Below are 21,829 nucleotides of genomic sequence, written 5' to 3' on the forward strand. Positions count from 1 at the left end.
CCGGACCCGGCACGCCCTTCCCCCCGTAGGAAGGGCGTGCCGGGTCCGGGGTGCGGTCAGCGGGTGCGGCGGCGCAGCAGCCAGTAGGCGGCGCCGGTGGCCGCGGCGGCGACAGCGAGGACGACGCCGGTGGTCATGAGGTGCAGGGGCCAGAAGTGCGAGGCGGGGTGGTCGCTGGGGAACCGGCTTCCGTCGGTGCCGGAGAGGGTCCTCGCGGGCCACAGCTCGTGCCAGTGCCGGTCGACGTACAGGTGGAACCAGAGGACGAAGCCGAAGGCGACGGCCAGGGCGGGCAGGGAGCGCCGCAGGGCGATGCCCGCGAGGGCGCCGACGGCCAGGGCGCACAGGGCGTACGCGAGGACCGCGGGGCCGCGGTTCAGGAAGGGGTCGGGTTCGTACCACTCGCCGCCCCGCAGGTCCCGGCTCGCCGACCAGAACCAGCGGTAGACCAGGACCAGGACGGTGGTCCCGACGGTCAGCGCGACGGCCGGCACCGCGAGCTTGGCGGTGAGCCAGCGGGTGGGGGTGACGGACTGGGTCCAGGCCAGCTGGGCGGTGCCCCTTTCCAGCTCCCGGCCGATGAGGGAGGCGCCGGCCCAGGCGGCGACGCCGTAGGAGGAGTACGCGATGAAGGTGCCGATCCAGCCCTCGTTCATGGAGTGGCTGAACGTCATCACGTCGATGCACCCGCCCTCCACCCTCCGGCAGGCCTCCAGCTCGGCGCGCACCCGCGCGGCCGAGACGTGGTGCACCCAGAGCATCCAGCCGGTCATCAGCAGGACGTACGCGCACCACACCAGCAGCGCCGGGCGGTGCACGCGCAGCACGGTCCAGGTCAGGCCGCGCGGGCGGGGGCCTTGACGAGCGGCGGTGGCGGTGGCGGCGACGGCGGTCGTCATGACGTACCTCCCGTACGGCGGCGCAGCAGGTGGAAGGAGGCCAGGACCAGCAGGGCGGTGACGGCGAGGACGAGGCCGGTGGTCATCAGGTGCAGGGGCCAGAAGTGGGACTGGGGGTGCACCTCGGCGTACAGGTCGGTGAAGCCGTTGTCGGCCATGCACCTGGCGTAGCCGGTGTCGGTGTCCATGTCGAAGCAGGTCAGGTCATTGATCCGGGCACCCGAGCCGGTGACCGCGCCCAGCTCCAGCTGGTCGGCCGACATCGGCAGCCGGCTCGCGGCGGTGCCGGTGAGCGTCTTCGCCGGCCACAGCGTGTCCGACCGCTCGTCGAGGTACAGGTGGAAGCAGGCGATGAAGGCGAGGGCCGTGCCCAGCGCCGGCAGCGCCCGCTTCAGGGCCAGGCCCGCCAGCGCGCCGACGGCCAGCGCGCACAGGGCGTACGCGACGACCGCGGGGCCACGGTTGACGAAGGGGTCGCTGTAGTACCACTCGTCGCTGCGCACCCCCTCGTTCGCCGACCAGATCCAGCGGTAGACCAGCATCAGCACCGTGGTGCCCACGGTGAGGACGACGGCGGGAACCGCCAGCTTGACCGTGAGCCAGCGCGTCGGGGTGACCGACTGGGTCCAGGCCAGTCGGGCCGTGCCGCTCTCCAGTTCGCGCCCGGTCAGGGAGGCACCCGCCCAGGCGGCCACGGCATAGGAGGTGTAGGCGACGAGGGCACCGGCCATGGACATGCCCTGATCGAAGGCGAACGTGTCGAAGTCGACGCAGGCGCCGTCCTTTGCACGGCAGATGTCCCGCGCGGCGCGCGCCTGCGCCCCCGTGACGTAGTGCAGCCAGAGCATCCACCCGACCGTCACCACGACGTACGCGCACCACACCAGCAGGGCCGGGCGGTGCACACGCAGGACGGTCCGGGTCAGGCCGTGGGGGCGCAGCCGTCCTCGAGTGGTGGGGGCGGTGGCGTCGACGGTCGTTGTCATGACGTGCCTCCCGTACGGCGGCGCAGCAGGCGGAAGGAGAGCACGACCAGCACGGCGGTGACGGCGAGGACGATGCCCGTCTCGACGAGCTGGAGGTGCCAGAAGTGGGACGCGGGGTGGTAGTCGCGGTAGTAGCCGACGACGTCCTCTCCCGGCATGCAGTCCGTGCTCATCAGGCAGAGGTCGGGGACCCGGTCACCGCCGGGGGTGATGCCGCCCTCTTCGACGGTCATGCCGATGTAGGGGGGCTGGCCCTCGGCGGCCCGCTTCGTCGCGGTCATGGCCGGCCACAGGTGGGGCCGGACCAGTTCGAGCGCGTAGAGCAGACCGCCCATGGTGAAGAAGCCGTAGCCCATGGAGGCCAGGGAGCGGCGGGTGAGCAGGCCGATCAGGACGCCGACGGCGAGGCCGAGCAGGACGTGGGCGACGGCGACGGGGCCGTTGGAGATGAGGATCTGGCTGTCGTGCCACTGCCAGACACCGGCCCCCTTCCACCGGCTGTCGTGCGCCTGCCACATGATCCGGTGCAGCTGGACCAGCAGCAGGGCACCGGCGGTCAGCAGGCCCGCGGGGAGGGCGAGCTTGGCGGCGAGCCAGCGGGCCGGGGTGACGGACTGGGTCCACGCCAGCTTCGCGGTGCCGTTCTCCAGCTCCCGCCCGATCAGCGCGGCGCCCGCCCAGACGGCGACGAGCAGCGGCGCGATGTTGATGATCGCGGAGCCCAGGTACATGGCCGTGCCGTACAGCTCGATCGCGGGGGCGTTGATGTTGCACCCCTCGTCCACCACTCCGTTGGCGCAGGGCCCCGAGTGGTACACGGCCCAGGCGGCGTCCCCGCCCGGTACCGCGGCCCACAGCAGGGACCCGGCGGCCACGGCGACGAGGAGCGCCCAGAACCACACGGCCGCGCTGTGCAGGCGCAGCAGCGTCCAGGTCAGTCCGCGCGGGCCGCCTCTCGTGCGGGACGCGGTGGTCGTGAGGGCGGTCACGCGGCGCCTCCCGTGCGGCGGCGCAGCAGGTGGAAGGAGGCGAGGACCAGCAGGGCGGTGACGGCGACGACGATGCCGGTCTCGACGAGCTGGAGGGGCCAGAAGTGGGACGCGGGGTGGGACTGGGCCCAGTAGCCGACGACGTCGCTCCGGCCGCAGTCGAAGTCCTCGCAGAGGGAGTCTGAGATCCGGTCGCCCGAGGCGGTGATGAGGCCCCGGTCGACGAGCATGCCGGTCCACAGGGGCTCCGAGGCGGCCGCGCGGACCTCCGTCACGGGCCACAGGTGGTGCCGGTTCCCCTGGAGGACGACCATGAGGGCGGCCGTGCCCGCGAACCCGGCGGCGAGCGCGGGCAGCGAGCGGCGGAGCAGCAGGCCGGCCACCACGCCGACGGCCAGGGCGAGGAGGGCGTAGGCGGTGGCGAGGATGCCGTTGCCCGTGAAGGTGGTGACGGCGAACCAGTCCCGGGTGCCCACCGCGTGCCGCAGCCGCTCCTCCCGCCACCACACGAGGCGGTTCAGCAGGGTCAGCAGGACCGTCCCCGACACGATCAGGGCGGCGGGGACCGCCAGCTTGGCGGCGAGCCAGCGGGCCGGGGTGACGGACTGGGTCCAGGCCAGCTTCGCCGTGCCGCTCTCCAGCTCGCGGCCGATCAGCGAGGCGCCCGCCCAGGCCCCGATCAGGGCGGGGGCGACGCTCAGGACGGCGGGGCCCAGGGTGACGACCATGTCGTAGCGCTGGTACGCGGAGCCCATGTCGCAGTAGTCGGTCTCCCTGCATCCGCTCTTGAGGTAGGCGTCCCAGACGGCGTCGAACCCGGGCCCCGCGGCCCAGAGCAGTCCGCCGCCGATGAGCGCCACCAGCAGTCCCCAGAACCACAGGGCCGACTGGTGCGGGCGCAGCACGGCGCGGGCCAGGGCGCGGGCGGGGTGTGCGGGGCGGCGTTGCGATGTCCCGGCGGACACGACGGTCACGGCGCTCATACGGAGGCTCCGCGGGTGCGCGTCCCGTTGGTCTCGCCGTCGTCGTTCCCGCCGTTCCCGCCCTGGCTGTTGTCGGCGTCCCCCTCGTCCGTGAGGGTGAGCGCCGGGGCGCCGGGGGCCCGCAGGTGGGCGAGGACCAGCTCCTCCAGGGTCGGCTCGGCGGTCTGCCAGCCGGGGGCGATCCGGCCCTCGGGTCGTATGAGCGCGGTGATCTGACGGCCGGTCGTACGGGACTCGACGACGATGTGCGGAGCGAGGTCGCCGGTCGGGCCGGTGACCAGGGTGTGGGCGGCGATGAGCGCGTCCAGCGGGCCGGCCAGGCGGACACGGCCGCCGCCGAGGAGGAACAAGTGGTCGCAGGAGCCCTCGAGTTCGGCCACGACGTGCGAGGACATGACAACCGTGGTGCCGTGTTCGGCGGCGTCGGCGAGCAGGGTGCCCATCAGCTGGTGCCGGGCCAGCGGGTCGAGGTCGGCCATCGGCTCGTCCAGCAGCAGCAGTTCGGGCCGCTTGCCGAGGGCGAGGGCGAGCGCGACCCGGGTGCGCTGGCCGCCGGAGAGGGAGCGGATCTTGGAGCCGAAGTCCAGCCCGCCCTCATCGACGATCCGCTCGGCCACGGCCGCGTCCCAGCGGCGGGGGTTCAGCTCGGCGCCCATGCGCAGGGTCTCGGCGACGGTGAGCTGCGGGTACAGGGGCTTGTCCTGGGCGACGTACGCCATGCGTTCGCGGGCCGCCGACGGGGTCGTGCCCAGCACGGTGATGCCGCCCTCGGTGGGCGCGAGCAGGCCGGCCGCGTGGGCCAGCAGGGTCGACTTGCCCGCGCCGTTCGGTCCGACGACCGCGCAGACGCGCCCCACCGGGAGCCGCAGCGTGCAGTCGCGCAGCGCCCAGCCCTTCTGTCGCCACCCGAACCTCTTGCCGAGTGCGGCCGCCTCGATGGCCGTGTCGGTCATGCCTCGTCCCCCTGATCTTCCTTGAAGTGTTCGTCCAGTACGGAGGTGAACAGCGCCTCGACGTCGCCCCGTTCGAGCCCGGTCTCCTTGGCTCGGACGGTCCACCGGTCCAGCTCCGCGCGCAGCGGGGAGTCGACCGGATGGGCGCCCAACGACTTCCGTACGAAGGTGCCGAGGCCGCGGCGGGCCTCGACCAGGCCCTCGCGCTCCAGCTCGCGGTAGGCCTTCAGCACCGTGTTCGGGTTGATGGCGGTGGCCTCCACGACCTCGCGGGCCGTGGGCAGCTTGTCGCCGGGTTCCAACAGGCCGAGCCGCAGGGCCTGTTTGGTCTGCTGGACGATCTGCACATAGGTGGCGACACCGCTGCGCCGGTCGATGCGGTACTCGACCACTCGAACAACCACCCTTTCACTAATTGAGTAGTGAAAGGGTGGTGCAAGAGAGGGGGCGGTGTCAACACACCGCCCCCTGCCTGTGGACGACTTCCGCCGGGGGAGCCCCGGGTCTCCGCCCCGTGCGTCAGGTTTCGCTGCGATACATCAGATCCGTCTCGTACGTCACGAATCCGAGGCGTTCGTACACGGTCACCGCCGCCTTGTTGTCCGCGTCGACGTAGAGCATCGCGGTAGGCAGGCCCTGGGCGGCCAGGTGGCGCAGGCCGATCGTGGTGAGCGCCTTGCCGAGGCCGCCGCCCTGGGCGCCGGGGCGGACGCCCACGACATAGACCTCGCCGAGCTGTTCGGCGGCGTGCACCTTCGTCCAGTGGAAGCCGGCGAGTTCGTCGCCCCGGAACGCCAGGAAGAAGCCGGCCGGGTCGAACCAGGGCTCGGCCTTGCGGTCGTCGAGGTCGCGCTGGGTGAGGGAGCCCTGTTCGGGGTGGTGGGCGAACGCCTCCGCGTTCGCGGCGAGCCAGGCCGCGTCGTCCTCGCCGGGCACGAACGCGCGGACGGTGACGCCCTCGGGGAGGACCGGCTCCGGGGGGTCGAAATCGGCCAGCGAGCGGCGCATCTGGCGCAGTTCGCGGAACAGGGTGAGACCGAGGACCTGGGCGAGATGGCGGGCCGCGGAGTGGCCGCCGTGCGCCCAGACGCGCAGCCGCTTGCCGGACTCGGCGAGCAGCGCCGAACCGAGGGCCCGCCCGTGGCCGTGGCCCCGGTGCGAGGGGTGCACGACGAGTTCGGCCGCGGGGGCCTCGACGGGGTCGGTGTCCTCCAGTTGGGCGTAGCCGACCAGGGTGTCGCCGACGGTGAGGAGGAGGTGGCGGACGCCCTCGCGGGGGCCGCCGCGGAGTTGGAGGCGGCCCTGCTCGGACACCGCGGGCTGGCCGTCGACCTGGGCGGCCTCGTCGAGGAGGTCGAGGACGGCCGCCCTCTGGTCGGGCGTGAGTTCCAGGCGGGTCTCGATACTGCGGGCGGCTGAGTGGGGCCGGGCGGCGTCGTCGCTGGTCATGGGTTCGAGATTAACCGGGGGCCGCCACGGGAGGGCGCCTCGGAACCCGGTCGGTTCCCCGGGGCGGCGGGCACGGGCACGTGGATGGCCTGATCCCGTCTGCGCGGAGGGGCGGCGGGTGACGCGAACCGGCCTGCGCGGAGGGGCGGCGGGTGACGCGAACCGGCCTGCGCGGGCGGAGTGGCGGGTGACGTGATCCCACCTGCGCGGCGGAGCGACGGGTGACGTGATCCCACCTGCGCGGCGGAGCGGCACGGGGCACGATCCCACCTGCGCGGCGGAGCGGCACGGGGCGGATCCCGCGCCGTGGATGACGAGATCCCGCCACCGAGGTCGAGCCGGGCCCGGGGCTGTCCGCGCTCGCCGCGGAGCGGCACATGTAGCACTCCCACGCCCCTTTCGGGCGGGTCGAACGCCCCGTTTTGTCAACCATCCTCCTCGATGGCAACCAGGTCGTAACCATGAACCCCCTGTCGCGCTACGCGCGTTGAATCTACGCTTCGGGCCGACGGGGCCTGTTCTCACGTTTTCCTTACGTCTCTTACGAACCAGGGGGGCACATGTCAGCCACACCCCACGCGCAACGCCGTGGCAGCCGCCGCAACCGGATCGTCGCGGTCGCGGCCGGCCTCGCGACCGTCGGTGCGCTGGCCGCCGCCATCCCGGCGAGCGCCGGTGAGGCCAAGCCGGGCAAGACCAAGCCGAGCCGGTACCAGGACGTGCAGCTGCTGTCGTTCAACGACCTGCACGGCAACCTGGAGCCGCCGGCCGGTTCCTCGGGCCGGGTGACCGAGCTGCACGAGGACGGCACGACCACGACGATCAACGCCGGTGGTGTGGAGTACCTGGCCACGCATCTGCGCGACGCCCGCGGGGACAACCCGTACTCGATCACGGCGGCCGCCGGTGACATGGTCGGCGCCTCGCCGCTGCTGTCGGGCCTGTTCCACGACGAGCCCACCATCGAGGCGCTGAATAACCTCGACCTCGACGTCACCAGCGTCGGCAACCACGAGTTCGACGAGGGCGCCAAGGAACTGGCCCGCCTGCAGAAGGGCGGCTGCCACCCCACCGCCGGCTGCTACGTCAAGGGCAAGAAGTTCAAGGGCGCGGACTTCCCGTACCTCGCGGCGAACGTCATCGAGAACAAGACCAAGAAGCCCCTCCTGAAGCCCTACTGGGTGTGGAAGAAGAACGGCGTCGAGATCGGCTTCATCGGTGTGACCCTGGAGGACACGCCGGGTGTCGTCTCCGCCGAGGGCGTGAAGGGCCTCTCCTTCAAGGACGAGGTCAAGACGATCAACAAGTACGCCAAGGAGCTGGAGCGCCAGGGCGTGAAGTCCGTCGTCGCGCTCATCCACGAGGGCGGTGCCCCCGCCTCCACGTCGTACAACTACGACTGCGACTCGCCCGGCGCCGGTGACGGCATCTCCGGCCCGATCGTCGACATCGCCAAGAACATCACCCCGAAGGTTGACGCCCTCGTCACCGGCCACACGCACGCCGCGTACGCCTGCACGATCAAGGACCCGTCGGGCAAGCCGCGCATGGTCACGTCGGCCGCGTCCTTCGGCCGCCTCTACACCGACACGACGCTGACGTACGACCGCGTCACCGGTGACATCTCCCGTACGGCCGTGAAGTCCGCGAACCACGTCGTCACCCGTGACGTGGCGAAGGCCGCCGACATGACGGACCTCATCAACCGGTGGAACACGCTGGCCGCGCCCATCGGCAACCGGCCCATCGGCTACATATCCGCCGACATCCCGAGCACCGGCACCGAGTCCCCCATGGGTGACCTCATCGCCGACGCGCAGCTCGCCGCCGGCAAGAAGCTGGACCCGGAGACCGACCTCGCGCTGATGAACCCCGGCGGTGTCCGCGCGCCCCTCACCTACGCCGCCAAGGGCAGCGAGGGCGACGGCGTCGTCACCTACGCGGAGGGCTTCACCGTCCAGCCGTTCTCCAACACGGTGAACCTGCAGAACTTCACGGGCGCCCAGCTCGTGCAGATCCTCAAGGAGCAGGTCAGCGGCTCCAACGCGGCCTCGCCGAAGATCCTGCTGCCCTCCACCGGCTTCACGTACACGCTGGACCTGACGAAGACCGGCGCCGACCGGATCGTCGTCGACTCCATCAAGCTCAACGGCGCGGCCCTCGACCCGGCCGCCACGTACCGCGTCGCGACGAACAGCTTCCTCGCGGGCGGCGGCGACGGCATCACCACGCTGGGCCAGGGCACGAACGACCTGGTCGGCGGCGACGACCTCGCCGCGCTGGAGGCGTACCTGCTCGCCAACTCCTCGGCGGGCAACCCGATCGCCCCGCCGGTGGCCAACCGCATCACGATCGTCAGCTAGTCGGTTCGCGGTATCGAGCCGTTCGCCGTATCGGTCGGCTCGCCGTAGCCGTCGGTTCCCCGCGTCCCGGTGTACTCCGGGGCGCGGGGTTCCGCGTTTCTCCTGTCCGGTTTCTATGCTCCGGCCGCGGTCCGCTCCACGGGGATCCACAGCTCCGCGTCCGCCTCGGTGGCGTCCTCGGAGAGGCGGGTGCGGAGGATCTCCGGGCCCGGCCTGCTCTGGTACGGGTTGGACGGGAACCACTGGGTGAAGACGTCCCGCCACAGGTACTGGATGGCCTGCGGAAACGGGCCGGAGTTCTCGAAGACGGCCCACGAACCCGCCGGGACGACCAGCGAGTCCAGGTCGTCCGGGACGTCGGCCGCGGCGGATGAGGTCACCACGGCGTGGTAGTAGTCGAGTTCGGTCCCCTCCGCCCGGCTCGGGTCGAGGTTGTCGCTCACCCCGAGGACGCCCGCCGGCTCCCCGTCGGACAGCGCGGCGATCCGCTCGATCGTGTCCCGCCCGAGCCCCCGGACGAACTCGACGATCCCGGGGTTCATCCCCTCATGGACCAGCGGCACCCTGACCTTCCTCCCCACCACACGGAACTCCTCCTTCTCCACGATCCTGTATCGCATGCTGCTCCTCCCTTCCACGACGAGACGGAAGGACATCCGAGGCTGCGAACGCAGCGCCGCACGGTCCCGCCGGGCCTCGCCCGGCCCCACCCCGTGCATCGCCTTGAACGCCCGTGCGAACGCCTCGCCCGAGCCGTAGCCATGGCGCACCGCGATCTCCAGCAGCGTCCGCTCCCCGGCGAGCACCTCGGCGCCCGCGACGGTGAGCCGCCGGCGCCGGATGTACTCCGAGAGCGGGATCCCCGCGAGTGCGGAGAACAGCCGACGGAAGTGGTACTCCGACGTGGCCGCGATCCGGGCCAGCTCGGTCACCTCGATCGGCTCGGCCGGCTCGGCGAGCCGCGACTCGATGTGATCCAGGGCCTCGTTCAGCCGCTCCAGCACCTCGGTCTCCTTCCCTTGCGCCGTCCACGCTAGGAAGAGGACACCGCACCGCACCCGACATCCTGTGCCCGGTCGGGTCGGGTCATTCTGTGTCGGGGATGGGCGCGGAGGTCTCGTCGAGCCGTTGCCCCCGGCTGACGGCGATCCGTACGACGTCCTCCAACGACTCCACGGCCCGAGTGAGCGCGAACCGCAACGCCCGCTCCCCGGCCACCGGGTCCCCCAGTACGGCCCTGCCACCGGCCGCGACCTCCTCCGCCGACCCCAGCTGCATCACCTCCACGTGGTCGGCGAGCAGGGACAGGGTGCCCGGGTGCGCGGTGTCCGGGGCGAGATAACAGGGCTTGCCGTCGGGAGAGGTCCAGGGCAGCAGCCGCAGCCCGGGCATCACGCGGACACCCCGCCGATGTCCACGCCGTACGCGTACAGCTCCTCGGGGCTCAGCACGTACGGCCGCACGAAGTTGTCGTAGGGCTCGAAGGGCCAGAGGTCGTCGACGGGTCGGGGGGAGCGGAGCGGAAGGGGCTCGGGTGGCTCGTGGGTATCCACAGGCTGTGGGTGCACGGCCGCGTGCCGTTGCATGAACACGGGCGGCAGCATGGCCGCCAGCACCTCCCGGAGTCTCGCGAAGAATTCGCGCATGGCAAAGCTCCCCTTCTCGTCTCAGGGTTATTTCAGGGTCGGGATGACGAGCGGTGATTACCGTTCGCGATCAGATCGTCACGGCTGCGGCGTACGTTGGGGAAGAGTCCTGGCGTTGCCTGGAGCGCCAGGCAACGGGGAGGGGTGACGTGGGCGAATCGGTTGACGGGGAACGGGAATCCGGGCGGGCCGTGCTGGGTCGGACGCTGAAGTTCCTCCGGGAGAACGCCGGGAAGTCGCTGGGGCAGCTCGCCGATGACACGGGGTACGACAAGAGCTACCTGAGCCGTCTCGAGTCGGGAGAGCGGCTGTCCAAGGTGACTGTGATGGAGGACCTGGACGGCTACTACGGGTGCGTTGACCTGCTGGTAAGCCTCTGGAAGGTGGCGCGGTACGACGCCTTCAAGGACAAGTACAAGGAGTTCATGCGGCTGGAGGCGACGGCGCAGATCATGCACAAGTACGCGCCGAACGTGCCGGGCCTGTTGCAGACGGAGGATGTCGCCCGAGAGGTGTTGTCTGGGCCTCAGACAACACCCGAGGTTGACGACTTGGTCGAGGAGCAGGTGGCCGCGCGTATGGGACGGCAGCTTCTGCTGCGCAAGGACCCGGCGCCGCACGTCCGCTTCCTCATCGACGAACTCGCGTTCCGTCGCCCGTCGGCCAGCGCAGCGAGTTGGGAGGGCCAGTTGCTGCACCTTGAGGCCGCCGCGCGGTGGCCGAACGTCGTCATCCAGGTGCTGCCCTTCTCCGCGGGCATGCACCCTCTGATGGCGAGGGGCTCGCTGACGCTGATGTGGCAGAAGGACGGAAGTGCCGTCGCCTACACGGAAGGTGACAGCAGCGGTCTGCTGATGGACGATCCAGAGGACGTGGCCCACCACCGTTTGTCCTACGATCGGCTTCGGGATCTGGCGCTTTCCCCGTCGGACTCGCTGACGTTCATCAGGGACGTACTGGAGGAGCACAGATCATGACGCGTACCCCTGACCTCAGCACCGCCACCTGGCGTAAGTCGAGCTACAGCGACGGGGGAGACAACAACTGCCTTGAAGTCGCCGACGGCCCCCTCGACCTGGTCCCCGTCCGCGACAGCAAGACCCCGAACGCCCGCCCCCTGCTCTTCTCGGCCTCCTCCTGGTCCCGCTTTGTGGACGGAGTCAAGGCCGGCCCGGCCGAGTGAGCACCTGAGAGCGGCGGCCTTCGGGTCTACACCCCCGCGTCCAGCACATCCGTCGTGCCGTCCAGGAGGAACCTCCGGTAGTCGCCCTCGCCGAACAGCTCGCCGATCTCCATTCCGGGGAACTCGACGGGGCGTTCGCGGCCCTCCAGAGCGACCCGTACGCGCCACTGTTCGCCTCGGTGCTCCACGAGTACGTCGGCCCACTCCCGTGTCGGCGCGTCCACGCCGCGCAGCTCCGGTCCGCCCTCAGGCCCGTACTCGCGGAACGAGAACAGAAACGGCAGCTCGCCGACCAGGTGTGCGAGATGAGCCCAGGAGGGGGAGCCCAGCAGGACCGCTCCGCCCGACGCCTCGCCGGGCGCCCGTACCGGCGGCCGGGGGTCCACCTCTCGTTCCTGCCGGAAGGCGCACGTGCGGGCCGCCACGTCCACGCTCCGCAGCTCCAGCCCCTTCGGCCCGGCCTCGAAGGCCAGCTCGGCGACATGGTTCAGGAACGCGCCGACCTCGGCGTCCCGGCGATCCCGCTCGGTGGTGTCGGCCGGTCCCGCCCCCGACTCCGGTTCGCCGAGCGGCTCGTACGAGAAGACGTACCGAGACGTCTCCCTGAACTCCCCGCGCTTCCCTCGCTCGCCATGTTTCCCATGCTTCCCGTGCTCGTGGGCTTCCCCGTGCCTGCTCATCCGCGGTCCTCCCGAGGGTTTCCCGAACAGGGCGACGCCGCCCCGGACATCACACGATGCCCGAAGCGGCGCACAGGCCCTCGACCGACCCGCCCACCCGACTTCGCGGCGGCTAAGACGCCAAGGTCAGGGCGCCCTTGACGGTCTTCATCGGCTGGTACGTGAACATGTAGCGTTCCCCGTCCCGCGCCGTGCCGGAGTTCATGGACTGCACGTCGGCCGCCGCGCTCTTCGGGATCTTGAACTTGGTGTTCACCCAGGTCGGGCACTTCAGGGTCTTCTTCGTGTCGTAGCAGAACGACGTCACCGCGCCGAAGTACGCGAAGCGGGGGCCCTCGCCGACCGGCGTCGCCGTCTCGTCCGTCACGAGGATCATCTTGCGGCGGTCCACGATCTTGCAGCTGCCGGACTTGCACTTGATGTGGTGGGCGAACCCGGTGAGGCCGTACCGCCTGTTGCCCTGGGACGCGACGTTGGGCGACTTGGCCAGTCAGCCGATGATGCCGTACTTGGTGATGTTGTGACGCTTCTTGATCTTGGTCCAGCCGAAGCCGACCATCTTCCCCTTGCTGTTGCGGTAGTACTCACCCTGACGCAGCGGCAACGTCCGTGTCTTGGACCGCGAATAGTCGAACTCCTTGAGGATCTTCAGCTTCGACGAGCCCTTCGCCGCCACGGCGTCCGTCGCGTCCTGTCCCGACATCGCCTGCGCCGGTCCGGTCCCGGCCAGCAGCGCCGCGGTCACTACGCCGGTGGCGACCAGCTTGATCTTCTGCATCGTCCCTCACAGCGATCGTCCCCGTTGGATCCCCCCGGTGGGGCTGGGGAAGGACGACCACCGTACGAACCCCGACACAACCGTCTCTATTGTCTCTTCGGGTACTGCCCTCAAGGACGGCACACCCCGCTCCGCGGGGTGAACCGACCGGAAAACCAGGACGCGGACCGGTCCGTTCATCCACGGTGGCACCACGGCGGTCAACGCGAACTTCGATGCAGGTTTCCACCACCGGTCAGAGCGTCCACAGGCCCGGCCCGAGAGCGAGCGTGGACGAGCCGCGCTGCGGTGGTGAGCGCGGTTATGGTCGTAGACACGACGCGAGGAAGGAGGACCTCGGTCATGGCTGCGCGCGCTGAGGATTTCGATCAGGTCGTCCCTCCCACGCCTGAGCGGACCCCCGCGGCACTGCGCAGGGCGATCGCCGAGCACGCTCCCCAGCTTCTTCCGGACTTCGACGCGCACTGGAAATGGGCGATCGCCGACGCCTATGACCTGGGCCCGGTGCCGGCATTCATGGCGCGCTGGTGGGTCGAGTACGCGATCGCCTGTGATCCGAAACTGGCCAGTGACGAGTAGCGGATTCATGGGCCCGCCGTGGCAGATGGACTGGGCGCTCAAAGCCCAGGCCACCCGCGACTCGCTGCCCGAGCAGGGCCGGAAGATGATCGACGCCGCGCGCGCCGAACTGGTCACGGCGAAGGACCCCAATTTTCGGGGTGTCGAGACGGATGCGGATCTCCGCAGATCGTCGTGGATGAGGTCTTCTGGCAGTGACTGCAGACCTCTTTACGCGGTCTCCGGTGACTCCGGTGGAGGGGTGGCCGCGCCCGGTAGGTGGACCGTGGCCAGGGTGCCGCCGTCGGTCGGGCGGGTCAGGGTGACTTCGCCGCCTGCCTGTTGGACCGTGCGGGCCACGATGGAGAGGCCCAGGCCGGAGCCGGGGAGGGCCCTTGCGCTGGGGGAGCGCCAGAAGCGGTCGAAGACGTGGGGGAGTTCGTCGGCGGGGATGCCGGGGCCGTGGTCCCGGACCGTGAGGACGCCGGACTCCAGCGTCACCTCGATCGTGCCGCCCTCGGGGCTGAACTTCACCGCGTTGTCCAGGATGTTGACGATCGCCCGCTCCAGCGCCGACGGCTCGGAGCGTACGTACCAGGGCTGGAGGTCCGACGTGATCGTCAGCTCGGGACCCCGCAGCCGGGCCCGGCGCAGCGCGGCCTCGACCGTCTCCTGGAAGTCGACGATCTGGAGCCGGCCGCCGTTCTGACCGGAGTCGGAGCGGGACAGCTCCTGCAAGTCGCCGATCAGCGAGGCCAGTTCCGTCATCTGTGCCTTCACCGAGGCGAGCAGGGCCTTGCGGTCGTCGGCCGGGATGGGGCGACCCGTCTCCTCGCTGCGGCTGAGCAGCTCTATGTTCGTCCGCAGGGACGTCAGCGGGGTGCGGAGTTCATGGCCCGCGTCCGCGATCAGCTGCTGCTGCAGGTCACGGGAGCTGGCCAGCGCGCTCGTCATCGAGTTGAAGGAGCGGGACAGCCGGGCGACCTCGTCCTCGCTCTCGTCCTCCACCGGGATACGGATGCTCAGATCCTCCGTGCGCGCCACGTGCTCGACGGCGTCCGTGAGCTTGTCGACGGGGCGCAGCCCCGCGCGGGCCACGGCCAGCCCGGCCGCTCCGGCGCCGACGACTCCGATACCGGAGACGAGGAGGAGGATCAGGGCCAGGTCGTTGAGGGTGGCTTGGGTGCCGTGGAGGGGGAGGGCGGCGATCAGCGCCGCGTTGGACAGCTGGCCCGTCTCCGGATCGGCGATACTCACCGGCTGGGTCTTGACTCGTACGTCGTTTCCCTTGGTGTCGGTGCCGTTGTGGTAGATGGCCTCGGTGCGCTCGGTGCCGTTCACGACCTCCATGTCGGTGTGGGTCACCTTGACCAGGCCGGAGGAGAAGTCCAGAACGCAGGACGTCCCATCGTCCAACACCACCTGGAAGTAGGTGTTGCGGGGACCGAAGCGGGGGTTCTGCTCGCCGACGGTCTGGGTGCAGTTGTTGACCGCGTACCTGGCCTGGTCCTGGATCGCCCCCATGCCCATGGCCTTGTCGAGTTGGTCGTCGACCAGGTCGTACAGCTTCCCCTGCACGATGAACCAGCACGTCACCGATACCGCCGCCACCGCGAACGCGACCGCCGCCGCGACCAGGAGGGACAGGCGGGTGCGGATCGGCAGGGTGCGGTAGCGGCGCAGGATCTTCTTCACTCCGCGCCGCCTTGTCGCAGGACGTACCCCACGCCCCGCACCGTGTGGACGAGGCGGGGCTCGCCCGCCGCCTCCGTCTTGCGGCGCAGATACATGACGTACACGTCGAGGGAGTTGGAGCTGGGCTCGAAGTCGAAGCCCCAGACGGCCTTCAGGATCTGCTCGCGGGTGAGGACCTGGCGCGGGTGCGCCATGAACATCTCCAGCAGCGTGAACTCCGTACGGGTCAGCTCCACCGGCCGGTCGCCCCGCCGCACCTCACGGGTCGCCAGGTCCATCCGCAGGTCCGCGAACGTGAGCGCCTCGTCCTCCTGGGCCGTCTCGGCGACGGCCGCCGCGTACGAGCTGCGGCGCAGCAGCGCGCGGACGCGGGCGAAGAGTTCGTCCAGCTCGAAGGGCTTGACCAGGTAGTCGTCGGCGCCCGCGTCGAGGCCGGTGACACGGTCGCCGACCGTGTCGCGGGCCGTCAGCATCAGGATGGGGGTCGTGTCGCCCGCGCCGCGGATCCGGCGGGCGGCGGTCAGGCCGTCCATACGGGGCATCTGGATGTCGAGGATCACCAGATCCGGCCGGTACGCGGTCGCCTTCTCCAGCGCGTCCGCGCCGTCGACCGCGACCTCCGTGTCGTACCCCTCGAAGGCGAGGCTGCGCTGGAGTGCTTCGCGCACCGCCGGCTCGTCGTCGACGATGAGGATGCGCTGGGGTTCACGGTCGCCTTCGGCGGGGCTCATGGTCGTGTCGTTCCTCGGGTGCGGTGGGACGTGGAGGGGGAGAGGGAGCGAGGAGTGGTCGATCCGGACTCAGCCTCGCACGTTCCAGGGCGCCGGGTTGGGCAGGGCTGTGGATAAGTCGAGCCTCAGCCGATCATCCGACAGTCGTACGGCGATGGGTGCGGGCCGCCGTGGCTATCGACTTCCGTCGAGGAGCCATGGCCCGGGTAGCGGCGGGCGCGACCTCAGGGGCCCGTGTGACCGGCGGGTGCAGCTCGGCCGCCACCGCGAGGGCGAGACCGAGGCCGGAGGGGCCCAGGCCGTACGGGTCCTGACCGGCGAGTCCCTGTCCGGGGAGTCCCTGTCCGGCGGGGCCGTCGGCGGCCGGGACGTCGTGCGCAACCTGCTTGATCATGTCGACCTCCAGGTCGAAGGAGAGTCAGTCGGTGGCCACGGTGGCCACGGTGGCCACGGTGGCCGCCATGGCCGCGGTGGCACGGCGGCCGCGGTGGCACGGCGGCCGCGGTGGCCGTCAGTCCGAGCCGCCCGCCCGCAGCGTGCCCAGGTCGGACTTGACCGTGTTGATCGGGATGGCGAAGCCGAGGCCCGCGCTGCCGGCGTCGCCCGAGGAGGACGCGGAGTACATCGCGGAGTTGATGCCGATGATGTTGCCGTTCATGTCGATGAGGGCGCCGCCGGAGTTGCCCGGGTTGAGGGACGCGTCGGTCTGGAGCGCCTTGTACGTGGTCGTCGAGGAACCGGTGTCGCCGTTGAACTCCTGGCCGCCGAACTCGAACGGCCACCCGCCGCCACCGCCCTGCTGCTGTTGCTGCTGCTGGCCCTCGTCCGTCGAGACCGTCACGTCACGGTCGAGCGCGGAGACGATTCCGCTGGTCACCGTGCCGGTGAGCCCTTCGGGGGAGCCGATCGCCACGACCTGGTCGCCGACCTTGACCCCGTTGCTGTTGCCGAGGGTCGCCGCCTTCAGCCCGGAGGCGTCCCGCAGCTTGATGAGCGCGAGGTCCTTCTTGCTGTCGGTGCCGACGACCTCGGCGCTGTACGTCTTGCCACTGTGGGTCGTCACCTTGATCCGGGAGGCGCCCGAGACCACGTGGTTGTTGGTGATGATCTCGCCGTTGCTGGTGATGATCACACCGGAGCCGGTGGACTCACCCCCGTTCGAGCTGGCGTTGATCTCCACGATGCTCGGGCTGACCGCCGAGGCGACCCCGGCGACGGTGCCCTTCTGGCTGGTCGGCACCACACTCGTGCTGGTCGAGCTGGAGGCGACGGTGTCGTTGCCGGTCAGCTCCTGGATCCCGTACGCCGTACCGCCGCCGATCGCCGCCGCGACGATCGCCACGGCCGCCACCAGAGCGAGGGGGCCCTTGGCGCGCTTCTTCGACGCGGACGAGGACGCGGAGGAGGACGAGGCCGCCGCCGCGGGAGCGGCACCGGAGGACACCGGCTCGGAGAGGAGAGCGGTCGGGGCGGACCCGTACCCGGCCGAGCCATGTCCGGCCGTGCCGTGGTGGGTCGCGCCGTACCCGGTCGAGCCGTGGTGGGTCGCGCCGTACCCGGTCGAGCCGTGGTCGGCGGAGCCGTACGCGGGCGCCGGCGGCGGAGTCGGCTCGTAGGCCGGCGGGGGCGGCCACTCCGGGTTCACCGGAGAGGTGCCGTGCTGCTGCTGGTCACCCTGATAGGGGTTCTCTTGTTCGCCGCTGCGGCGGAAGCTCTCGGTCATGGCACAGAGCTTGGCGCGCCACCATGAGAGCTCCCTGAGTGCTCCCTGAGAAGCCCGGCAGAACCTCGTATGCCCCATATAAAGGCTGCTGGCCCCGGCCGCATGGGAAACAAAGGGTTGCGGTGCGGTGATGCCGAGGAACGCAGCATCCGAATAGCTGCCTGAGGACCGTAATCCCCGTGTGCGGAGGGGCTGCCGGGGCCTACGATCACCGCGCCGGAGGGGGCTCCGCGGGGACAACCAGGTTCGCGGTTGATCGGCGTCGTACGCCCTTCTCGGGCCTTCCACGCCCGTGACGTCGACGTCCAGCACGACGTCGACGACTCGACGACGACTCAAGACGACGACCCGACGACCTCCACGCACCCCAGGAGCCCTGAGTGATACGTGCCCTCAAGGCACTGCCGGCGGCCGCCCTCACGCTCGCGCTGAGCGGCACCGCCCTCCTCGCGGCGCAGCCCGCGACCGCGGCCGACGAACCGGCCCGCCCCGCCCTGACACTCGACCTGCCCGCCGCCCCCGAGGCCTCCGCGAAGGAGCTGCGCGAACGCGTGCTCAAGGCGGCGGAGGCGGAGGCCGGGGCGAGACCGACGACGGACACCCCCGGAGCCACGGACTCGTCCCCGAGTCCGTCGCCGAGCCCTACTCCGTCGCCCTCCACCCCCTCGCCGTTCATCATCGGGGGCAGTGAGACGACGATCTCCGCCGCCCCGTGGATGGTCCAGCTCGCCTACTACGACGCCGACGCCGGTGAGGGCTACTTCTGCGGCGGCACCCTGGTCGCCCCGAACAAGGTCCTCACGGCCGCTCACTGCACCGCCGGACTCGACTGGGTGAAGAACGGCGCGGTCCTCGCCGGCGCGACCGACCTGAACGACGACACCACGGGCACGGCCGCCGGCGTCCTGCGGCAGTGGCAGCACCCGAAGTACGACGCCGAGAACATCCGCAACGACGTCGCCGTCCTCACCCTGGACCGCCCGCTGGAGCAGAAGTGGCTGCCGCTGGCCTCGTCCACCGACAGCGCCCTGTACACGCCGGGCACCCAGGCCACGGCGTACGGCTGGGGGCTGACGCAAGCCGTACCGGATCACCTTGGTGTGCGTGGGGCAGGGCAGCGCGCAGTTGGCGTTCAGGCCTGCGGGTTCCGGCCGGAAGGGTGTCGCCGTGCCGTGCGACGGCGCCCTCGTCCAGCAGCGCGTCACCGGCGCCGAGCCGCTCCGCATCGATGTCGACGGCAGCGAAGGGGCAACCGGCGCGATCGCCTGGCAGCTCGACCGCGTCTGACATCCCGGCAGGGGTGGGCTGCGGCCTTTCAGGGGCGCGGGGCGGTGACACATGCGGCTTCGCCGCGCGGGCGCGACCAGCCACGGCGGACCCGCGGTCGACCACGCACCCGAAGCCTTACGGCGCTACGCGCAGCCGCAGGACCGCCGTGTGACCAGCTTCGACGGGAACAGCTTCACCCGTTCCCGGTGGGAGCCCGCCACGCGGAGGCCGTCGTCGAGGACGAGGTCGACCGCGGCGCGGGCCATCCCCGTGCGGTCCGTCGCGACCGTGGTCAGCGGCGGGTCGGTCAGCGCCGCTTCCTTGACGTCGTCGAAGCCCGCGACCGCCAGCTCGCCGGGCACCTCGATGCGCAGCTCACGCGCGGCGCGCAGCACGCCGATGGCCTGGTCGTCGGTGGAGCAGAAGATCGCCGGGGGCCGGTCCGGGCCGGAGAGCAGGTCAAGGGCCACGGTGTACGCGTCGTAGCGGTTGTACGGGGCCTCGAAGAGGCGCCCCTCCGTGGAGATGCCGGCGTCGTCCATCGCGCGGCGCCAGCCCTCGACGTGGTCGGAGACGGGGTCGCCGACCAGCGGGGTCTCGGCGATGCCGCCCAGACAGGCGACGTACTCGTGTCCGTGCGAGAGGAGGTGCTCCACGGCGAGCTGGGCGCCGCCGAGGTCGTCGGTCACCACGGCGACGTCGTCGATCGCCTCGGGCCGCTCGTGCAGCAGCACCACGCGCGCGTCCCACGCCTCTATCTCGGCGGCGGCGTTGTCGTTGAGCGCGTGGCTGACCAGGATCAGTCCGGAGACGCGCATCCCGAGGAACGCCCGCAGATAGTGGACCTCGCGCTCGGCGATGTAGTCGGAGTTCCCGACGAGGACCATCTTGCCGCGCTCGGCGGCCGCCTGTTCGACCGCGTGCGCCATCTCGCCGAAGAACGGCTGACGGGCGTCCGGGACGATCAGGCCTATCAGTTCGGTGCGGCGCGACGCCATGGCCTGGGCGACCCGGTCGGGCCGGTACCCCAGCTCCTTGATCGCGGCGAGGACACGCTCGCGCGTGGCCGGGGCGACCGGCCGGGGTCCGTTGTTGATGACGTAGCTGACGACGGCGGTGGAAGTACCCGCCAGTCGCGCCACATCATCTCGAGTCACCTTGGCCACGCGCGGAGTCTACGCGGATGGACCGCCCCTGGGCAGGGCGTACAGGGGCTCGTCTGTGCGAGAGCCCCGCGTCCGCCGTGCGGGGAGGAGGGGATGAGGCCGCGCACTACGCCTCGGCCGCGACCTCGGCGGCCTCCAGGGGCGCCGTCTCGTCCGCATCCTCCGCCTTTGAGTGTCCGGCCTTGGCCTTCGCCTCGTCGCTCGCGCGCTCGCCCTTCTCGGGCGTAACGAATCGATAACCGACGTTCCGGACGGTGCCGATCAGCGACTCGTGCTCGGGGCCGAGCTTGGCGCGCAGTCGTCGTACGTGGACGTCCACGGTGCGCGTGCCGCCGAAGTAGTCGTAGCCCCAGACCTCCTGCAGCAGCTGGGCGCGCGTGAAGACGCGGCCGGGGTGCTGCGCGAGGTATTTGAGGAGCTCGAACTCCTTGAAGGTGAGGTCGAGGACGCGGCCCTTGAGCTTGGCGGAGTACGTCGCCTCGTCGACCGACAGGTCGCCGTTGCGGATCTCCATCGGGGAGTCGTCGTTGACGATCTGCTGCCTGCCCATGGCGAGCCGGAGCCGTGCCTCCACCTCGGCGGGGCCGGCGGTGTCGAGGAGGACGTCGTCGATGCCCCAGTCGGCGGTGACGGCGGCGAGGCCGCCCTCCGTGACGACGAGGATGAGCGGGCAGCCGGGCCCGGTGGAGCGCAGCAGCTGACACAGGCTGCGGACCTGCGGGAGGTCACGGCGTCCGTCGATGAGGATCACGTCGGCACCGGGGGTGTCGACGAGGGCGGGGCCTTCCGCCGGGGCCACCCGCACGTTGTGGAGCAGCAGGCCGAGAGCCGGGAGCACCTCCGTCGACGGCTGGAGGGCATTGGTCAGGAGCAGCAGAGAACTCATATGTCTGGTTCCTCCTCGGTCCCTGCGAGGACGTTTACGGCACTGCGAACTGCACTGCGGAACTTCACAGCGTTCTGCTCTGCGTTCCCGGGGCCCCGTACACCTGCGGTCACCTGGCGTTTCCCGCTTCGTATACAACGCTTCCGAAAGCACAAAAGGACCCGGGGGCTACGTTGCCCGAGTCCTCTGTCCAGCAGAATAGCCCACATGAGAGCTGGTCCGGCAGGTGATGTGACGCGATCTTTCGATATCCCGGACTCTGAGACGGGGAACCGAACCGCTTCCCGACCGCCGACGAGCCCCTTGCGCAGGTTTCTGAGCACGGAAGACGGGGTGAATATCGAGGCCGTATACGACCCGGGCAGTGTCGTATACAACGCCTCTCACCTTCTCTCCGATGACACCGGAAAGCCACTCGGAAGCCAGCCGGCGATCGTCGTCGCGCACGGGTTCACGGGCGGTGTGGACCGGCCGCATGTTCGAAGAGTGGTGGCGGCCCTCACCCGGTACGGCTCCGTCGTGACCTTCTCCTTCCGCGGCCACGGACGGTCCGGCGGCCATTCCACGGTGGGTGACCGCGAGGTCCTCGATCTGGCGGCGGCCGTCCGCTGGGCGCGCGACCTCGGGTACGAACGCGTCGTCACGGTCGGCTTCTCCATGGGCGGCTCGGTCGTCCTGCGCCACGCGGCCCTGCCGGACGCCGGCATCGACGCGGTCGTCTCGGTCAGCGCGCCCGCCCGCTGGTACTACCGGGGCACGGCCCCCATGCGCCGCCTCCACTGGCTGGTCACCCGCCCCGCCGGCCGTCTCGTCGGCCGTTACGGCTTCGGCACCCGCATCCACCACCGCGAATGGGACCCCGTCCCGCCCTCCCCGGTGGAGTCGGTCCCCC

Annotated in this window: 24 protein-coding genes and 2 pseudogenes; 7 read left to right on the forward strand and 19 right to left on the reverse strand. The window is 70.7% G+C overall.

Going from position 1 to position 21,829, the window contains the following annotated elements; all coding sequences use genetic code 11:
• Window positions 1–56: 56 nt before the first annotated feature.
• From AOK23_RS13505 to mshD, 7 genes are all read right to left on the reverse strand, one after another.
• Window positions 57–899: an ABC transporter permease gene (locus AOK23_RS13505; RefSeq protein WP_055712957.1), complete on the reverse strand. Its 843-nt coding sequence runs from the start codon at window positions 897–899 to the stop codon at window positions 57–59.
• Window positions 896–1,885 carry a hypothetical protein gene (locus AOK23_RS13510; protein WP_055712958.1) on the reverse strand — a complete coding sequence of 330 codons (990 nt, stop codon included), beginning with the start codon at window positions 1,883–1,885 and terminating at the stop codon, window positions 896–898. Before AOK23_RS13510 ends, AOK23_RS13505 begins: the two co-directional genes overlap by 4 nt.
• Complete coding sequence (locus AOK23_RS13515) at window positions 1,882–2,874, reverse strand: ABC transporter (protein WP_055712959.1); 993 nt, start codon at window positions 2,872–2,874, stop codon at window positions 1,882–1,884. Before AOK23_RS13515 ends, AOK23_RS13510 begins: the two co-directional genes overlap by 4 nt.
• Entirely contained in the window at window positions 2,871–3,857 is a 987-nt protein-coding gene (locus AOK23_RS13520) for an ABC transporter permease subunit (protein WP_055712960.1), read from the reverse strand. The genes AOK23_RS13515 and AOK23_RS13520 overlap by 4 nt, the downstream gene beginning before the upstream one ends.
• Entirely contained in the window at window positions 3,854–4,810 is a 957-nt protein-coding gene (locus tag AOK23_RS13525; protein ID WP_055712961.1) for an ABC transporter ATP-binding protein, read from the reverse strand. The genes AOK23_RS13520 and AOK23_RS13525 overlap by 4 nt, the downstream gene beginning before the upstream one ends.
• Window positions 4,807–5,202, reverse strand: a complete 396-nt coding sequence (locus tag AOK23_RS13530; RefSeq protein ID WP_055712962.1) for a GntR family transcriptional regulator — start codon at window positions 5,200–5,202, stop codon at window positions 4,807–4,809. Before AOK23_RS13530 ends, AOK23_RS13525 begins: the two co-directional genes overlap by 4 nt.
• 127 nt (window positions 5,203–5,329) lie before the next feature.
• Window positions 5,330–6,259: a mycothiol synthase gene (gene mshD, locus AOK23_RS13535; RefSeq protein WP_055712963.1), complete on the reverse strand. Its 930-nt coding sequence runs from the start codon at window positions 6,257–6,259 to the stop codon at window positions 5,330–5,332.
• A 560-nt stretch (window positions 6,260–6,819) separates the two neighbouring features.
• Here mshD and AOK23_RS13540 point away from each other — a divergent pair.
• Window positions 6,820–8,622, forward strand: coding sequence for a bifunctional metallophosphatase/5'-nucleotidase (locus tag AOK23_RS13540; protein WP_055712964.1), 1,803 nt, complete (start codon window positions 6,820–6,822; stop codon window positions 8,620–8,622).
• A 113-nt stretch (window positions 8,623–8,735) separates the two neighbouring features.
• On the opposite strand, the gene AOK23_RS13545 is transcribed toward AOK23_RS13540, so the two are convergent.
• The 3 genes from AOK23_RS13545 to AOK23_RS13555 all read right to left on the reverse strand — a co-directional run bounded on the left by AOK23_RS13545 (window position 8,736) and on the right by AOK23_RS13555 (window position 10,268).
• Window positions 8,736–9,626: an AraC family transcriptional regulator gene (locus AOK23_RS13545; RefSeq protein WP_055712965.1), complete on the reverse strand. Its 891-nt coding sequence runs from the start codon at window positions 9,624–9,626 to the stop codon at window positions 8,736–8,738.
• An 82-nt stretch (window positions 9,627–9,708) separates the two neighbouring features.
• Window positions 9,709–10,014 (reverse strand): hypothetical protein, encoded by a 306-nt coding sequence (locus AOK23_RS13550; RefSeq protein WP_055712966.1) that lies wholly within the window; start codon window positions 10,012–10,014, stop codon window positions 9,709–9,711.
• Window positions 10,014–10,268: a hypothetical protein gene (locus AOK23_RS13555; protein ID WP_107102780.1), complete on the reverse strand. Its 255-nt coding sequence runs from the start codon at window positions 10,266–10,268 to the stop codon at window positions 10,014–10,016. Before AOK23_RS13555 ends, AOK23_RS13550 begins: the two co-directional genes overlap by 1 nt.
• A gap of 149 nt (window positions 10,269–10,417) precedes the next feature.
• On the opposite strand from AOK23_RS13555, the gene AOK23_RS13560 reads away from it, so the two are divergent.
• Complete coding sequence (locus AOK23_RS13560; RefSeq protein ID WP_055712980.1) at window positions 10,418–11,245, forward strand: helix-turn-helix domain-containing protein; 828 nt, start codon at window positions 10,418–10,420, stop codon at window positions 11,243–11,245.
• A complete protein-coding gene (locus AOK23_RS13565) occupies window positions 11,242–11,451 on the forward strand; it encodes a DUF397 domain-containing protein (RefSeq protein ID WP_055712967.1) in 210 nt (69 codons plus the stop codon). Before AOK23_RS13560 ends, AOK23_RS13565 begins: the two co-directional genes overlap by 4 nt.
• A 26-nt stretch (window positions 11,452–11,477) precedes the next feature.
• On the opposite strand, the gene AOK23_RS13570 is transcribed toward AOK23_RS13565, so the two are convergent.
• From AOK23_RS13570 to AOK23_RS13580, 3 genes are all read right to left on the reverse strand, one after another.
• The gene (locus AOK23_RS13570; RefSeq protein ID WP_055712968.1) at window positions 11,478–12,131 is read right to left on the reverse strand and encodes a hypothetical protein; all 654 of its coding nucleotides are present in this window, start codon (window positions 12,129–12,131) and stop codon (window positions 11,478–11,480) included.
• Between the two features lie 112 nt (window positions 12,132–12,243).
• Entirely contained in the window at window positions 12,244–12,507 is a 264-nt protein-coding gene (locus AOK23_RS13575) for a hypothetical protein (protein ID WP_055712969.1), read from the reverse strand.
• 114 nt (window positions 12,508–12,621) lie between these two features.
• Complete coding sequence (locus AOK23_RS13580; protein ID WP_055712970.1) at window positions 12,622–12,909, reverse strand: hypothetical protein; 288 nt, start codon at window positions 12,907–12,909, stop codon at window positions 12,622–12,624.
• Between the two features lie 342 nt (window positions 12,910–13,251).
• On the opposite strand from AOK23_RS13580, the pseudogene AOK23_RS13585 reads away from it, so the two are divergent.
• Window positions 13,252–13,473, forward strand: a pseudogene (locus AOK23_RS13585) (DUF6247 family protein); the annotation flags it as partial.
• Between the two features lie 225 nt (window positions 13,474–13,698).
• Here AOK23_RS13585 and AOK23_RS13590 read toward each other — a convergent pair.
• From AOK23_RS13590 to AOK23_RS13605, 4 genes are all read right to left on the reverse strand, one after another.
• Window positions 13,699–15,162 (reverse strand): sensor histidine kinase, encoded by a 1,464-nt coding sequence (locus AOK23_RS13590; protein ID WP_055712971.1) that lies wholly within the window; start codon window positions 15,160–15,162, stop codon window positions 13,699–13,701.
• On the reverse strand, window positions 15,159–15,893 hold the full coding sequence (locus AOK23_RS13595) for a response regulator transcription factor (RefSeq protein ID WP_055712972.1): 735 nt from the start codon (window positions 15,891–15,893) through the stop codon (window positions 15,159–15,161). The genes AOK23_RS13590 and AOK23_RS13595 overlap by 4 nt, the downstream gene beginning before the upstream one ends.
• 133 nt (window positions 15,894–16,026) lie before the next feature.
• Window positions 16,027–16,287 (reverse strand): hypothetical protein, encoded by a 261-nt coding sequence (locus AOK23_RS13600; RefSeq protein ID WP_055712973.1) that lies wholly within the window; start codon window positions 16,285–16,287, stop codon window positions 16,027–16,029.
• 117 nt (window positions 16,288–16,404) lie between these two features.
• Window positions 16,405–17,616: a S1C family serine protease gene (locus tag AOK23_RS13605; RefSeq protein ID WP_055712974.1), complete on the reverse strand. Its 1,212-nt coding sequence runs from the start codon at window positions 17,614–17,616 to the stop codon at window positions 16,405–16,407.
• A gap of 716 nt (window positions 17,617–18,332) precedes the next feature.
• On the opposite strand from AOK23_RS13605, the pseudogene AOK23_RS49725 reads away from it, so the two are divergent.
• Window positions 18,333–18,635 (forward strand): annotated as a pseudogene (locus tag AOK23_RS49725) (trypsin-like serine protease); the annotation flags it as partial.
• Window positions 18,636–18,720: 85 nt separating this feature from the next.
• Entirely contained in the window at window positions 18,721–18,903 is a 183-nt protein-coding gene (locus AOK23_RS13615; RefSeq protein WP_240496376.1) for a hypothetical protein, read from the forward strand.
• A gap of 125 nt (window positions 18,904–19,028) precedes the next feature.
• On the opposite strand, the gene AOK23_RS13620 is transcribed toward AOK23_RS13615, so the two are convergent.
• A complete protein-coding gene (locus AOK23_RS13620) occupies window positions 19,029–20,051 on the reverse strand; it encodes a LacI family DNA-binding transcriptional regulator (protein WP_055712977.1) in 1,023 nt (340 codons plus the stop codon).
• Window positions 20,052–20,157: 106 nt separating this feature from the next.
• Complete coding sequence (locus tag AOK23_RS13625; protein ID WP_055712978.1) at window positions 20,158–20,937, reverse strand: response regulator transcription factor; 780 nt, start codon at window positions 20,935–20,937, stop codon at window positions 20,158–20,160.
• A 207-nt stretch (window positions 20,938–21,144) separates the two neighbouring features.
• On the opposite strand from AOK23_RS13625, the gene AOK23_RS44930 reads away from it, so the two are divergent.
• The coding region (locus tag AOK23_RS44930) for an alpha/beta hydrolase (RefSeq protein ID WP_107102782.1) at window positions 21,145–21,829 on the forward strand (685 nt) is incomplete at its 3' end.

Source organism: Streptomyces torulosus, assembly GCF_001419765.1.
GTDB classification, from domain to species: Bacteria; Actinomycetota; Actinomycetes; order Streptomycetales; family Streptomycetaceae; genus Streptomyces; species Streptomyces torulosus.